The following is a 15,576-nucleotide window of genomic DNA, read 5'->3' as shown; positions in this document are numbered from 1 at the left end:
CTCAGTCCTCTCCCAGGTGAACGGCGAAGGTCGCGTAGACGGCGCGTGGGGGACCAGCGGTAAAGTGACGCTCAGGGACCAGCGTTGGGGTCGGTTCCGTATGGAAATCGCTTGGGTAGTTGTATTCGCCGAGGCGATACTGGCGGTCGAGCAAGTTCGACACGTGCACCCCAAACTCGAGGCTCTTCCAGCCAACGCTGGCTGCCGCATCCAGCGTGAAGATCGAGTCCGACAGCTCATCGTAGGGCAGCGGGCGGGGCGCGACGTAGGTCGCCCCGAGGCTCGATGTCGCCTTCAGCGCACTGCCACCGAACTCAATCGGTAGGTCACCAAAGAACGCCGCGTCGGCGCGGGCCACGGCGCTCGGCACATAAGGAATGGCTAGGGCCGTGTCATCGAAGGTCGAGCGCACCAGGGTGAGGTTGGTGTTCACGTCGAAGAAGTCCCCCGTCGCACGCACAGCGCCGACCCAACCGGTGCGAGTCGTGCCGTTGGCGAGGGTGTTACGCCCCGCGGTCTGACTGAAGAGGTAGTCTTGCTCGACCTCGGTCTGGAAGAAGATCGACCGCGCAACGAGCGCCACATCTCCCAGCTGGTGAGCGTACATCACGCCGCCTTCATACGCAGTGATCCCCGAGAACGGTGCCTGCCCGTCTTGATTGACGAATTGAGGATCGATGGCGCGCACGCCGCGACCCCAGCCGACGCTCATCGCGAAGCCCTCGAAAGGCCCGAACAGCGCCACCGCCCGCGGCAGCACCGTCGAGCCCGAAGTGGTGGTGCGCTGGGTCGGCAGGCGATACTCCCCCGCCGGTTGCTGAGAGAAGCAACCTGTGTCTCCATCGAAGCCCGCTCCCGCAGGGAAACGCACGTCGTTCACAGCGCAGCGATTGAGCACGTCGTAAGTAAAGAGCTCCCCGCGCACGCCGCCCTTCAACGTGAACCAACCGATGGGCTTGACCGCCGCGTCGGCGTACACGCCCACGTTCGCCGTCTTCGACTCCAAGTCGAGGTCCTTGGCGTAGGGCACACCGTTGCTAGCCTGGACGCGCTCTTGCAAGCCCTCCGCGCGGTCTCCGCGCGCCAAGTAGCCGAGCTCGAACTCCTGCTTTTGCCCCAGGGCCTTGCCGCTCCAGCGCGCTGACCCGCGAGCGCCGATGGTGGTGGTATCGATGTTCTTGTCGATGCGGTCGCCGCGCTGAGTGTGGGGATCTTGCAGAGGTTGCTGGGTATCCAGCAAGAAGCCGGTGAAGTTCTCTTGCAGGCGCATCGAGCCATCGACCACGAACACTTGCTGCTTGAACAGCGTGTCGCCGGCCTTCTGCTCGACGGCACTGGAGATGCTGAAGCGCGTCGCCTGCCCGCCCTGCCAGTCGTCGTAGGTGTCGTAGAAACGTTTCCGCCCGGCATAGTAGTCGTCGGCTCGCAGCACGCCGGCGCTCTTGTAGTCCACGCTGTAGGCTTGCCCGGTCACCCGCCACAGGCCAGTGCGGCCAATGCGCCACTCGTATTGACCGATCGCCGAGCCACGACGCGAGGCGCGCCCCTGACCAAAGCCGTCGGTGTCGTAGAGCTCAGCGCCGCCAAAGGTGTGGTGGCTCTCGTGCGCTGGTCCCCACAAGAGCAGCAGCCGCTGGGTGTTGAAGGAGCCCGCCATGTACTTCATGGTCAGGCCTCGCTGATCGAGTCCCAGGCGGTAGTCCGCAGAGCCTGCGACCGCGAAGTTGCCTTGCTGCGGCTCGAAGGGTCCCTCGAGCACTCGGAGTTCTTCCACCAACTCGGGGATGATGAAGTTGGTGTCCGCATAGCCGTTGCCGTGGATGTTGCCGACTTGATTGATCGGTACACCGTCCACGGAGAACTCGATGTCTTGGCCTTCTCGCGCGTCGAAGCCACGCAGAAAGACTTGCTGCGCGTGACCGTCACCGCCCTCGTTGCTGAGCAGAATGCCGGGCGCTAGCTTCAACAGCTCCGCCGCGTTTCCTCGCGGAGCCTTCCCTAGCGCACCCAGTCGAATGTTGATATCGGAAGCGCCACGCTGAGGTGCCCGCGCGCGACCGACGACGATGATCTCCCCGTCATCCTGGAACGTCGCGTGATCGTGGCCGTCATCCGGCGTGTGCGGCGGCTCCGCCTTTTTTTTGGGGGGTGAGGCGCCTTTTGAGGGCGTTGCGTCAGCCGCAGGTCGCGCAGGCGTCCCCGCGGGTGGTGACCCCGCAGGCTTCGGCAACTTGAAGTCGAAGGGCACGCGGATCTTCGCGGCAATGGGCTGTCCACCTTTCGTCGCTGGCGTGAAACGCCAGCGCTTGATGGCATTCAGCGCTGCTTTGTCTAAGTCTTCACCGGCAGACTTCTCGATGACGGCGTCCATCACCAAGCCATCGGTGCCGACGGTGACAAACAGCACCACCTGCCCTTCGTGCTTCGCGTCGAGCTCCGTCTGAGGATAGTCGGCGTCGACGCGCTCGACCACTTCAGGAGGCCGTACATCAGCGGGTTGAGCACTGGCGACGCTAGCCAAGGCCAGCACGCCGCACACGGGCAGCGCCGAGAGCCAGCGCCGCAGGACAACACGACGCGCCGCGCGGAGGAAACGAGCTTGTTTTAGGGACACGGTGCCTTCAATCCAGTGGCCAGCTGCCTAACCGATGCTTTTGCTATCGGCAAGCCAATGTAACAAATTTTTATTTGCAACACAGTTGCATTAGCGACTGGGGCCCGCTAGATGTGTCCGCATGATTCGCAAAGCAACGCTTCAAGTTGGAGCTCTGTTGGCGCTCGGAGGGTTCGGGACTCTCGCGTGCAGCAGTGCAGAGGACGAGACGACCGCCAGCAACGGAGGCGCCATCGTGGTCTCGGCGTCAGGCGAGGAGCTCGCTCTCGAGGGTTATCCCTTCCCCCCACAACCCGGCGTCGAAGCGTTCTTTGGCGACGGCTGGGAAGTGAAGTTCAGCAAGGTACTGGTCGTGGTCAGTGACGTGCACGTCTCGGAGTCTCCAGACACGTCGCCCACGGATCAGTCCAAGGTTGGCAAGCGCGTCGCGAGCCTTCCCGGTCCCTTTGCGGTCAACCTCGCTGCGCCTGGAGATCTCGTTGGCAAAGGCGGAGGCGCCGAGCGCGCCTGGACACTCGGTCGTCTGGAGAATCAGAACCTGAACGGTGGCGGCGCGTTCGACGCGAGCCAACGCTACGCCTTCGGATACAGCCTGATAGACGCATCGGATGAGGTGACGAACCTCCAGGGCTTCACCGCGGATGATGCCGACTGGGCGGAGATGAAGCAGAACCACTGGACGCACCTGCTCGTGGGCACGGCGACCTTCAAGGGCACGGACTGCTCAGCCAGCAAAGACAGCTACGACTTCAATACGCTACCGACCAAGGTGAAGTTCCGCTTCGGCTTTGAAGCCGACGTTTCCATGGAGAATTGTCAGAACCCGGAGAACACCGGCAGCGCGTTCGACGGCGAGGAGTTCCAGCGCGGCATCCAGGTCAAGGCGGGAGGTGAGACCACCGTTCAAGCGACGATCCATACGGATCATTTGTTCTGGGACACGGTTGACCATGGAGCCATACCGCTCTTCAACCAGTTTGCAGCGCAAGCGAAGGACGTGGGTGGCGAGTTCGTGGTCACGACGGACGACCTGGTCGGAGTTCCGCTGGCTCCTGTGACCGACAGCAGCGGAGCGGCGCTGCCGTGGAGGAGCTGCGTCGATGCGAGTGAGTACACGTTGCCGAGCTTGCCTTCGGAGGTGACCTTCGAAACCGAAGGCAATGACTCCATCGCCGACCTTCACGACTTCTTGGTCTTCAACGCCTCGACTATGGGCCACCTGAATCAGGACGGCCTCTGCTACGCGCCCGGCTTCGAACACAGTCACTAGTTCGCGGGCCGACGCCAACTGAACTTCGTTCAACAGCGGGGTTGCGGTCGCAAGAGCCGCTTCCCATACTGCCCCCCATGGCTCAGCCGCCTTTGGATGGGGTGATTCTGATCACTGGTGCGTCGTCGGGGATCGGAAGCGAACTGGCGCGTCAGCTGGCGTCGCGAGCGAAGGCGCTGGTGTTGCTCGCGCGGCGCACGGAGCGTCTTGAACAGCTCGCCAAGGAGCTGCGCTCGGAGCGGCCAAAGCTGAACGTCTTCGTGCAGAGCTGTGATCTGCTCGACCGTTCGGCGACTGATGCGGCCCTCGAGCGCATCGAGCGCGAGGTGGGGCCCATCGATGTGTTGATCAACAACGCGGGCCTCGGCGACATTTCGATGTTCGATCTTTCCTCGTGGGAAAAGAACCAGCGCATGCTGGACCTCAACGTGACCGCGTTGACGTATCTCTCCCATCGGCTGGTGCCCGGAATGGTCGAGCGTGGACGCGGCGGCGTGCTCCAGGTGAGCTCAGGCTTTGGGCTCAACTTCATGCCCGGGTTCGCCACCTACGTCGGCACGAAGCACTACGTGACGGGCTTCACCGAGTGCTTGCGGCTCGAGGTTGCCTCCCAAGGCGTCGTCGTGAGTCAGCTGTGCCCTGGCCCGGTGCGCACGGAGTTCGAAGAAGTGGCGGCAGACTTCGAGACGCCCAAGCTGCCCGACTTCGTGAGTATCAGCGCAGAGCAGTGCGCGAAGGCGGCCGTGGCTGGCTTCAAGCGAAACAAAGCAATCATCATCCCTGGCGCTCTGATGAAGCTCACCTCCACGATGTCCGGGCTGACGCCCCGCTTCATCCTGCGCCTGCTCTACGGCCCCGCAGCCAAGCGCATGCGAGTCATGCAGAAGGCAGCGCTGGAGCAGCCAAGCGCCCAGACCAAGGGCGAAACCCCAAGTAAAATCAGTGCCTTGAACTAGCTGGCACGGCGTTGTCGCAAAACCTCCTGGTAGGCCAATCTCAATAGTGTAAATTATACACCATGAGGGCTTTGGTCCGCGCCAGGGGAAGAGTCGGCTTGCAGCAGGTTGCAGAGCCTCAGCTGGCTCGAGGTGAGGCGCTGGTGCGCGTGGTCAGCGCTGGTCTTTGCCGCACGGATTGCGAAGTCGCCGCAGGCCGCCTCAGCACCCGTGACCCGCTGGTGCTTGGACACGAGTTTGCCGGTGTGGTGGAGCAGGCCCATGGTGGTGGCATCCCGGCGGGGACCCGAGTCGCCTGCATGCCGTTCGTCGCGTGTGGCTGCTGCCCCGCATGCATTGGCGGAAAGGACTGTACCACCAGGCTGCAACTGGGGGTCGACCTCGACGGCGCCTTCGCCGAGTTCGTCAGCGTGCCACAAGCCTGCCTGCATCCTTTACCCCACGGAATCGACTTCATGGCGGGGGCCTTCGCGGAGCCAGTCGCAGCCTCCATGGCGGTGCTCGAGTTGGATCTCCCCAAGGCTCTGCCAGGTCTAGTCCTCGGAAGCGGACGCATCGCAGAGCTGACTCATCGGGTGCTCCAGGCTGCGGGCTTCGAGCGCGTGAGCCTGGCGGAGCCCAGCACAAAACAACCCGAAGCGTCTCAGGCGTTCTGCGTGGAGACGTGCGCCGACTCCCAGTTGATCCAGAACGCCCTCGTCGCGCTGGCGCCAGGCGGCACCTTGGTCTTGAAGAGTCGTTCACGCCGACCCGTCGAGCTCGACATCGGCCTGTGCGTGAAGAAGCGCCTTCGCCTGCTGAGCGCGGACTACGGCGATATGGATCGGGGCCTGCGCTGGATCGCGGAGGGACGCCTGCAGGTGCGTGATCTGTTCGCCCCAGAGAAGCCCCTCGAAGCTTTCGCGGACGTCTTCGCGCTCGCGCAAGCGAGCGAACAGAAGAAGCTCTTCTTCAGCCTCGCGCCGAGCTGAGCTCATGTGTGGCATCGCGCTGATCCTCCACCCGAGCGGTGGCGTCCAACGGGACGCATTGCGTCCAGCCCTCGACAGCCTGGCGAGCCGCGGTCCCGACGGCAGCGGGAGCTACGTCTCGAGAGATGGGCGCTGCGCGCTGGCCCACACCCGCCTCGCGGTCATGGACCCCGCGGGCGGCGCGCAGCCCCTCGTCGCGCACCCCTGGGCCGTGGCGGCCAACGGGGAGATCTACGGCACCGAGCTCAGGAGTGAACTGGCTTCCGCAGGGGCCCGTTTCCGCACGAATTCAGATAGCGAGGTCCTGCTGCACGGCGTTGCTCACTGGGGCAAGGCGATGTTCCCTCGCTTGAACGCCGAGCTAGGCGCCGTCGCCTACAACGAGGACACCCACGAACTCTGGGCGTATCGGGATCGCTTCGGCGCGCGCACGTTGGTCTACGCCTTTCACGGCGGCGCGTTCTACTTGGCGAGCACCGCAGCGGCGCTGTTTGCGCTGGGTGTTCCCAAGGCCTGGGACGAAGAGGCCATGGGCCTCGCCCTCGCGATGCAGTACTTACCGCCGGATCGCACGCCGTTTGCCGGTGTGCGCATGCTCCCGCCAGGTCACCTGCTGACGCTCCGTGGGGAGAGCCTCGAACTCGAGGACTGGGGCGCACCCGACTTCGACTCGGCTGATGCCAGCCCAAACACGGAGGCTGAAGACGTCGAGCGATTCCGCGAGGTATTTTTGGACAGCGTCGAGCGGCGCCTGGTGAGCGACGCCCGCGTTTGCTTCCACCTCTCGGGCGGCGTCGACTCCGCCGCTGTACTGGGCGCCGCGCGAGAGCTTCAGCGGCGCGGCCGCACAGCGCCGACGGACCTCGTCACGTTCACCGCGAGCTTCCCGGGCAGCCCGTTGGACGAGCTGGAGCTCGCGCGGACCAGCGCCGCGGAAGTCGGAGCAAGGAGCGAAGTCGTCAGCCTGACGGCGCTCGACTTGGTGCACGGTCTCGAGGCTGCAGCGCGGGCAGGCGAAGGCTTGGCAGTGAACGGGCACTTGGTGGCACACCACGCCCTCGATCGCGCCATTCGCGCCGCAGGCTTCAAGTCGGTGCTCTCCGGTGAAGGCGCGGACGAGGTGCTTTACGGCTACCCCCATCTGCGCGCCGATCTCGGGCTGAATCCATTGAATCCGGGCGGCAACGCTTTGGAACAGGCGGTGCGGGGTTTGATGCTGGCGGAGGGCCCGGAGCTGAACGTGGCAGACGGCGTGCCCCAGCTCGACCCTCACCCCCTGAAGGCCCGGCTGGGCTGCCTGCCGACCTTTCTGCAGGCGAAGCTCGAGCTTGGTGGGCGCGTCTGCAGCATGGCCCGGGCGGGGCGAGACCAGCTCGCGCAACAGGCGCTCGAAACGTTCAGTCAGGGACCGGAGCTGTCGCGGCTCCGCGGGCGTGCCCCAGTCGACATTGGAGCCACGCTGTGGACCCGCCTCGCCCTCGGCGGCTACATCTTGCCGACGCTGTCAGACCGACTGCTCGGCTCTCACGGCTTGGAGTCTCGGCTGCCTTTCTTGGATGCCGAGCTGTATCGCTGCATGAGGCAGTTGCCCGTCGCGCGGCGCATCCGCAATGGCGAGGAAAAGTGGCTGCTGCGGGAGGCCGTGCGGGGCTTTGTGCCCGAGGCGATTCGCACCCGGCGCAAGCACCCCTTCTTGGCGCCGAACTTGACCGAACACGCCGAGGTGCGCGCTGCACTGCGCACGCTACTGAACCCCGCCGGCTTTTCCGCGCGGACTTTCTTTGACCCGCAGCTGGTAGCAAAGCGGCTGGACACCTTGGAGAACGCCCCGGCAGAGGTCCATCGCGCTTGGGGGCCGCCGCTGTTTTTGGTTGCCACGGCGCACGCCCTGGGTCGAGCCTTCAGGTTGGAGCAAGCATGACCAGCGAACGCGACCTCTGGGTGAGGGACTTCTATCAACACCCGCTGACGCAAGCCGTGCTCACCCAGGGCGAAGCAACAACGCGCATCGCAGATCGCCTCTGGAAGTGGCTCGAGCTCACGCCGGGCGCCCTGGTCTTCGACCAGTGCTGCGGCGACGGTAGCCTGAGCCTCGAGCTCGCTCGACGAGGTACCCGTGGCTACGGGGTCGACATCAGTCAGCCTTTCATCAGCGCAGCAGCAGCGGCAGCAAGGGAGCAGGCACTCTCCGTCGCGTTCAGCGCCGCGGACGCCTCTGCCTGGAGCACGCAGGAAGCGTGCGACGCCGGCTTCAACTGGGGCACGGGCTTCGGTTGTTTCCTCGAGGATTCTCAGAATCAGGCGATGCTCAACGCCGCGGCTTCCAGCTTGAGGTCCGGTGCGCTGTTCCTGCTCGACTACTACAACGTCGCTGGGGTACTGGCCGGCTTCAAGCCGGAGTTCAGCTACACCCGACAGCGCGACGGGCGTCAGGTGCAGATCACCCGCACCTCCGAGCTCGACCTGCGACGCGGGGCGTTGCACCAGATCTGGCGCCTCCAAGAGACCGATGGCGCGCCCACGGAACTGCCCCGCACCACCACGCGCCTCTACCTGCCCCGCGAGCTGTGTCGGATGCTTGAAGACGCGGGATTCGCGCCTCTGAGGCTGTTTGGCAGTGCAGAGGGAGAGGCGCTGAGCCTCGCGAGTCCGCGCTGCTTGGTGCTGGCGAGGCGCGCATGACAACAGGCTGGCGGAGCCTGCCAGCGCTGCTCGTCGACGCCGCAGCAACGCGTGGTGACGCGCCAGCGATCGTTAGCCCCACGGAAACGACGAGCTATGCCGAGCTCTTCGGGGCAGCGCTGGAGCTTGCTAACGAGCTCGAGCCGGCGCGTGGCCAGCTCGTGGCCTTGGCCTTGCCGAAGTCAAAGGAGCTGGTCACGGCCTGGCTCGCCTGTTGGTTCGCTGGCGCGGCCTTTTCGACCCTGGATCCGAGTCTGCCCGAGGCGCGAAGCAGCGAGATTTTGAAGCGCCTGCGGCCAGTGCTCTTGCTGCGCGGAAGCGGTGGCGCGAGCTGCGACGAGAGCGGCCTCACGGAGCTTTGGTTCCCCCGAAACAAGCCCGGGCCTCCGAGCTGGCAGGATGCGCGGCGCCATGCCCAGCGGGAGCCATCGGAGCTCGCCTATGTGTGTTGGACATCGGGTTCGAGCGGGGCACCCAAAGGAGCGATGCTCGAGCATCGCGGGCTGCCGCATGTGATCGGCGATCAGGTCCGCGCCTTCGATCTCCACAACGCGGCACGCTGCCTGTGGCTCTTGCGGCCGGCGTTCGACGCCAGCCTGTCCGATGTCTTCACTTGTCTCTTGGCCGGTGGTGAGCTGCACCTGGCGCCCGAGCTGGATGCCGCGTTCACCCCGGCGAAGCTGCTCGCCTCGCTGCGTGAACGCGCCATCACCCACGTCGACTTGCCGCCGAGTCTCCTGCCGCGCATCCCCGCGGATCAGCTCCCGGAGTGCTTGCGCTGCGTGATCATCGGCGGTGAGGCGCCAGACCTGACCTCAGCCGCGGCTTGGGCACGCAAGCTCAGCCTCATCAATGTGTATGGCCCAACGGAGTGTTCCATCTGCACGAGCCTCCTCAGGTGGCACCGCGACTACGAGCGCCCGTACATCGGTGAGCCGTTGTCGGCTGTGGAGTACCGTATCGGGGAAGAGGACGCCGCAGCGGGTGAGCTGTGGATCGCAGGCGATCAGCTGGCGCGCGGCTACTGGCAGGCGCCGGAGCTCGACGCTCAACGCTTCATCGAGCACGCCGGCAAGCGCTGGTACCGCAGCGGCGACCGTGTCGAGCGCGAGGGCACGCGGCTCTACTTCACGGGCCGCGTCGACCGCCAGCTCAAGTGGCGGGGCCAGCTGATCGCCCCGGAAGAGGTCGAAGCTGAGCTGGTCAAGAGCGGCGCCTGCTCCCGCGCCTACGTTGGCGTGTATGAAGACCGACTTGTCGCCGTCGTTTCAGCTGATGTGAGCGCTGAGGCCGCGCTACGCGCCCATTTGAACGAGCGCTTGCCACGCTGGATGCACCCGACGGACTACCGCTTCCAGCATGACCTCCCGGAAACGACCAGCGGCAAGCTCGATCTGGGGAGCTTGTTTGGGCAGCTGGCGGCAGACCAGCAGCAGGCGCCTCGAGATCTGCTCGAGATAGTACGCGCCCAGCTCGGTCACTTAGACCCTGACAAGAGCTACTTCGCACAAGGCGGGGACTCCCTCGGTGTGCTCGAGGTGCTGAGCCAGGCGGAGAGCCTGGGTCTCAACCTCCAGCCGGAGCAACTCGCCTCGGATCTTCCGCTCGCTACGCTGCAGACGAACACTGCGCTGCAGACGAACGCTGCGCTGCAGACGAACGCTGCGCTGCAGACGAGCACGGCGCTGCAGACAGACGCTGCGGCCACCGTTCTGAACGAAGACGCGCGTTCCTGCCTGGAGCGCATCGCTCAAGTTATTCCACGGGGCAATTCTGGAACTCGCCCATGGACCCTGGTCACCGGCGCCACGGGTTTCCTTGGGGCGCGCTGCTTGCTCTCCCTACTGGAGCAGAACCCGAATCGGCGCTTCGTGGTGCTGGTGCGCGCGCGGAACGCTGAGCACGCACGAGAGCGCGTCCAGGCCGCCTGCGACGCCCATCTGCCGGGCGCGTTTGCTCGCCTCGCGGGTGAGAGGCTGCGCTGCTTGGTAGGCGATGTGTCACGCCCAGAGCTCGGCTTGGCTCAGGCGGAGTACGAACAGCTGCGCACTCAGACCCGCGAAGTCATTCACGGTGCAGCTCGCGTCAACCTGGTGTTGCCCTACTCGGTCATGCGACCAGCCAACGTGGTCGGCACGGCCGAGGTGCTGCGCTTCTGTCGCCTCGCCGGTGTGGCGCGCCTGCACTATGCCTCCACGTTGTCGGTGTTCTCCGCCACCAATCGTTGCCCCACGGAATGCTTTGAGGACCACGACCTCGATCTCTCCGCGCAGGTCAGCGGTGGCTACGCCCAGAGCAAATGGGCGGCCGAGCGCTTGCTCGAGCTCGGCGCGGACCAGCAGGGCATCAGCTGCTATCGCTTCGGCTTGATCACCGGGGACAGCCATACCGCGTATGCTCCGAGTGACGACTGGCTCACTCGAGTGAGCCGCTCCTTCGCGTCCCTGGGCTGCGCGCCGCAGGCAGATCTAGCCTTCGACCTGACGCCGGTGGACTACGCCGCCCACGCCTGGGCCACGCTGATCACTCATGGGCACTCCAGAGCCTTCAGTCGCTACCACCTGAGCAACGGCAGCGTCAGCCTGGAGCGCTGGGTGGGCGCCTTGAATCACGCAGGGGCCGACATCAAACTTGTCCACACGGAAACTTTTGAGGCACGCCTACGCGCTCACACGAACCCAGTCGAGCAGGCGGATTTAGCCCTCGCGACCACCCGCACCACCCAGGCAACCCGCCTCGACACCCGGCGCGGCCTCGATCTATTTCAAGCCACCGGCGTGCGCTTCGATTGTTCACGCGCTGAGCAGCAGCTCGCGGATTTTGGGGTGAGGCCGCCAGGTACCCCTCAAACCCTCCTCAATCGCTACGCAGCACACATCCTGGAGGGCGCCCATGGCTGAGGCACTGGTACTTGGGAAGTTCCTGCCCCCTCACGCGGGTCACCTGCACCTGATCGAGTTCGCGCAGCGCTTCGCTGGAAAGGCGCGGGTCGTCGTCGAAGAAATCCCCGAGGAATCGATCCCCGTCGCGCTGCGCGCAGCGTGGCTGCGCGAATTGTGCCCGAGCAGCGAGGTCCTCACCCTGCGCGACCTGAACCCGCAGGAGCCAACCCCCCAACGCCCAGACTTTTGGCAGATCTGGCGGCAGAGCCTGCTGCGTTGCCTCGGGCGCCCTCCAGACTACGTCGTCGCCTCGGAGCCCTACGGCGGCCGCCTGGCGGCGGAGCTCGGCGCGCGCTTCATTCCTCTCGATGGTTGGCGGAGCGCGCTCCCAATTTCAGGCACCGCCATCCGCAAGGCGCCGTGGCAGCACTGGGAGTACCTCCCTGCCCCCGTTCGCGCGCACTTCGCGGCGCGTGTTCGGCTGATGGGCGCTGAGTCTACCGGGAAGAGTCAGCTGGCGAGGCGCCTCGCCGAACACTTCAAAACGCGCGCAGTCCCCGAGTTCGCGGAGAGCATGCTTCGCGCCGAGCCCGCGCGCGAGCTCACCCCCGAGCTGCTGCAAGACTTCGCCAAGGGCCAGCTCGCCAGCGAAGACAGCCTAGCTCGCCACGCGAACCGCCTCCTCATCTGCGATACGTGCGCCACCACCACCGCGCTCTGGCACGAGTTGCTCTTCAAGGCACCTCACCCCCAAATCCAGGAGCTCGCTAGTAGCCGACGTTACGCCCTGACGCTGGTGTGCGCTGCCGACGTGCCTTTCGTGAGCGATAGCCATCGGGTCGCGGAAACGACTCGAGCGCCCTACCAGGATCTACTGCGCCGCGCGCTGTTGGACGAAACGCAAGTGGTCACACTCCACGGCGACTGGGAAGCACGCTTTCAAACCGCAGTCGAGGCCATCCAGCGTGCCCTACCCTGGACATCCAACTCTACTGTCTAGTGCTCATACCAAGTAGCGCTCAAACCAAATAACGCAGCGGCACGAACTCCCGCCGCACCCGCTCGAGGGCGCCCCCGGAGCCATTGTCGACGTTCCGTGCGCCACGCACGCCGGGCGTTACCGTGCGGAAGTCTAAACTCACACGGCTCGACCCCGCCACGGGGTTCGGCAGGGTGCGGTGAAGGTGAGCCGCCGAGAAGAGCAAGAGGTCCCCCGCCTCGAAGTCGAAGCGCAACGGCTTGGTCTCAGGCTCATAGCGGGTAGGCGCTGGGTAGTCGTCCAGGGCCGTCCGCCCGTGCCAACCGACGCGCTTCATCCAGTCTTCGTAGTCGAAGCTCTTGGAGGTGTTTGCGACCTCTCGATCGAAGTGCTCCGGGTAGAACGCAAACGCCTGCTCAACGGGAGTCTTGAAGATGGGGATCCACCAGTTGATCTGCGACTCCGGGCAGGCGTACCAAGTATCCCGATGCACCACGAAGAGCGGCGCCGCCTCAGGGAGCTGCTCGGCTTCGTGATTGATCACGCGTAGCCGAGGCGCATCCACACACGTGACTGGATCGAAACCGGCCGATGCAATAATCCGCGCGGCAAGTTGGTGGAGCTTCGGATCGGAGTACAAGCCCTCACGCACCTGAGCCAGCTTGTCGAACTCGAGCAGACGACACGGCCACAGGCTCAAGTCATCCCAGTTCGTTTCCAGTTCTGGGAAGCAGCTGCGTATCTCAGCGCGTACGCGCGCCACGAGCTCGGCGGTGAGTTCGTTCCGCTGGAACACGACGAGGTCGCCGCCATGCACGCGGCGCTCGAGCTCGGCCCCGACCAATTGGTCCGCTTCCACCGCCGCCTGTTGCTTGGCACGGAAATGGTGTCGTAGCTGAAACCCGCCCATGCCGCATGCTACCAACGAAAGTGACGACGGTTCCCGGCAAAGCCAGACCAGCGAGTCGCGTTCTCGCAACGCGTGTTTCCATCCCGATAATCGCTATCCGCGCGGGTTTGACCCAGTGAGTCAAATGCGTGCCTGCTGCCCCCCGATCCACCCACCTGCGCCCACCCGTTAAGGCCGATCCAAGGCGAAACGGAAAAGTGCCCGCGCTGACTCAGGGCTTGGAGCTAAGATCGACGACTGGTGCGGCACGACTCGTCTTCTGACCTCCGAGTTCAGTTCCGAAACCGGCAAGTGGTGCGACCCATCACGCCGACGGACCTGCCGGACTCGCACGCGTCCACGCACACCCCAACGCCCCTCGTCGAACCCGAGACTAACAGTTGGCTCGACGGCCGGTACAAGGTTGGCCGGCTGTTAGGCAAGGGAGCCATGGGCGAGGTGCGGCTCTGCCACGACTGCGTCGCTGGTCGCACCGTCGCAGTGAAGACGATGACGCTCCGCACTGCGAAGAAGCCGGAGCTCCGTCGACGCTTCGAGCGGGAGTGTTTGATCCAGGCACAACTCGAGCACCCCTCGATTGTTCCGGTACACGAGATCTCCCAGACCAAGGCGGGCGTGCCGTACTTCGTGATGAAGCGCGTGCACGGCAAGACCTTGGCCGACGTCATCACCAAGCTTCGCCAGAGCGACCTCGGCACCGAGCGCGACTTTCCGCGTAGCAAACTACTCGCGGTCTTCGCTGCAGCGTGTCAGGCCGTTGCGTTCGCGCACAGCCGGGGCGTCGTACATCGCGACCTCAAGCCCTCGAACATCATCGTCGGCGACTTCGGCGAGGTGTACGTCATCGACTGGGGCGTCGCGAAGATCCTCGACCCTGAAGACGAGATCCGCTGGAGCGGCGTCGGCATGGAGAGCGAGCCGCCACGCCCCGACGACACGGGCGTCGGTGTTCAGCTCGGCTCGCCCGGCTACATGCCACCGGAGCAAGCCCTCGGGCGCAGCGCGGAGGTCACTCCCGCCGCGGACGTGTACGCCCTGGGCACGATCCTCTTCGAAGTGTTGACCCTCGACCGCATGAACCTGGGAGACACCACGGAGGAGCTGCTCGACTCGACGCTGCGCATGACCGATCGCAGGCCCAGCGAGCGAGCGCCCAACGCGCGCATCTCCGAGCCACTGGACGAGCTGTGTGTTCGTGCGACGCAGCTCGAGTCCCGCATGCGCTTCAAGCACGCCGGCGAGCTGGTCAAAGAGCTGGAGAAGATCATCCACGACGACGCCGAACGTGAGCGTCGGCGCGAGGCCGCGCAGAAGGAGCGCATTGCCGCGCGGATTGCGATGGTTGGCACGCATCCAGGAGGCGTGGAGGAAGCCCGGGCGGTCGCGCTGAGGCGCCTGAACACCGCTCTGGTGCTCGACCCAGATCAACCCGAGGCCACCGAGACCATGCTCGCGCTGCTCATGGCGCCCGCCCGAGAGGCGCCGCCGGAAGTCACCGAGCAGGTGAACAAGGCGCAAGTTCGCCAGCGTCGCATCAGCGCTCGGCGCTCGGCGCCGCTCTTCATGCTGGCCTCGTCCGCGCTGCTCCTGTGGCTTGCGAGCGGGGTGCGAGAATACTGGGTGCTCGCTCCGCCTGCGGTGTTGATCAGCCTGACCTCGCTCTACGTCTGGCGGGCGGGGGAACGTGGCTGGAACTCGCGCTGGAACTACGCCTTCAGCACCTTCCTGGTCGCGGCGCTCGCAGCGAGCTTCGCGCTGTTCGTCGGGCCGTTGCTCTTCGTGCCCACGCTGTTGGTCGCGCTGGCCTTCGTCTCCACGGTGAATGCCCGCTCGGGTTCCAGCGTGCGCGTGCTCTTGGCAGGCATTGGCTGTCTCGCTCTGGCGGGTACCATCGCCGTGGGGCAACTCGGCTACCTGCCGGTGACCCACGAGTTTACCGGCGACGCACTGATTATCCGTTCGGAAACTTTGCGGATGACGAAGCCCGTTGTGCTCGGGTTCATCGCGCTCGGGAGCCTGCTCTGCGTGGTCTTGCCGGTGGCGCTGGTTGGCCCGGCGCTCGACAGCATCGCAGAGGTGGAGCGGCAGCTGCTGGTCAGGCTGTGGCGCTTGCGGGCGTTGGTCCCCGACAGCCGATCATCGTCGGGAAAGATGCGCGCGGCTGCGCCCGTCTCCTCGAGCGGTGAGCGCACCAGCGCGAAGATGAAAGCCGCCGAGCGTCACAGCGGGCGCCTGCAGGTCAGCAAGAAGGCTGGAAGCGACCCGCCCCGTAGCTGAAGCCTTCAGCCGCTGATCGTTTGGGGGTGAGAGCG

10 protein-coding genes are annotated in these 15,576 nt (G+C 65.3%); 8 read left to right on the top strand and 2 right to left on the bottom strand.

Annotation, left to right across the window (positions count from 1 at the left end; translation table 11 throughout):
• Position 1 precedes the first annotated feature (1 nt).
• A complete protein-coding gene (locus H6718_23415; protein ID MCB9588377.1) occupies positions 2 to 2,614 on the bottom strand; it encodes a TonB family protein in 2,613 nt (870 codons plus the stop codon).
• Positions 2,615 to 2,735: 121 nt separating this feature from the next.
• On the opposite strand from H6718_23415, the gene H6718_23410 reads away from it, so the two are divergent.
• From H6718_23410 to H6718_23380, 7 genes are all read left to right on the top strand, one after another.
• Entirely contained in the window at positions 2,736 to 3,884 is a 1,149-nt protein-coding gene (locus tag H6718_23410; protein ID MCB9588376.1) for a hypothetical protein, read from the top strand.
• Positions 3,885 to 3,961: 77 nt separating this feature from the next.
• Complete coding sequence (locus H6718_23405; GenBank protein ID MCB9588375.1) at positions 3,962 to 4,840, top strand: SDR family oxidoreductase; 879 nt, start codon at positions 3,962 to 3,964, stop codon at positions 4,838 to 4,840.
• 62 nt (positions 4,841 to 4,902) lie between these two features.
• Entirely contained in the window at positions 4,903 to 5,811 is a 909-nt protein-coding gene (locus H6718_23400; protein ID MCB9588374.1) for an alcohol dehydrogenase catalytic domain-containing protein, read from the top strand.
• A 4-nt stretch (positions 5,812 to 5,815) separates the two neighbouring features.
• A complete protein-coding gene (asnB, locus tag H6718_23395; protein MCB9588373.1) occupies positions 5,816 to 7,732 on the top strand; it encodes an asparagine synthase (glutamine-hydrolyzing) in 1,917 nt (638 codons plus the stop codon).
• Entirely contained in the window at positions 7,729 to 8,493 is a 765-nt protein-coding gene (locus H6718_23390; GenBank protein ID MCB9588372.1) for a class I SAM-dependent methyltransferase, read from the top strand. The genes asnB and H6718_23390 overlap by 4 nt, the downstream gene beginning before the upstream one ends.
• Entirely contained in the window at positions 8,490 to 11,393 is a 2,904-nt protein-coding gene (locus tag H6718_23385) for a thioester reductase domain-containing protein (GenBank protein ID MCB9588371.1), read from the top strand. The genes H6718_23390 and H6718_23385 overlap by 4 nt, the downstream gene beginning before the upstream one ends.
• A complete protein-coding gene (locus H6718_23380; protein ID MCB9588370.1) occupies positions 11,386 to 12,375 on the top strand; it encodes an AAA family ATPase in 990 nt (329 codons plus the stop codon). The genes H6718_23385 and H6718_23380 overlap by 8 nt, the downstream gene beginning before the upstream one ends.
• Before the next feature lie 19 nt (positions 12,376 to 12,394).
• Here H6718_23380 and H6718_23375 read toward each other — a convergent pair whose 3' ends face one another.
• Entirely contained in the window at positions 12,395 to 13,264 is an 870-nt protein-coding gene (locus H6718_23375) for a phytanoyl-CoA dioxygenase family protein (GenBank protein MCB9588369.1), read from the bottom strand.
• A gap of 429 nt (positions 13,265 to 13,693) precedes the next feature.
• On the opposite strand from H6718_23375, the gene H6718_23370 reads away from it, so the two are divergent.
• Positions 13,694 to 15,541, top strand: a complete 1,848-nt coding sequence (locus H6718_23370; protein ID MCB9588368.1) for a serine/threonine protein kinase — start codon at positions 13,694 to 13,696, stop codon at positions 15,539 to 15,541.
• Positions 15,542 to 15,576 lie beyond the last annotated feature (35 nt).

The sequence above is a fragment of the Polyangiaceae bacterium genome, assembly GCA_020633205.1.
Taxonomy (GTDB): Bacteria; Myxococcota_A; Polyangia; order Polyangiales; family Polyangiaceae; genus JAHBVY01.
Note: the sequence above shows the minus strand (reverse complement) of the source record. Positions and strands in the feature narration are given on the sequence as shown.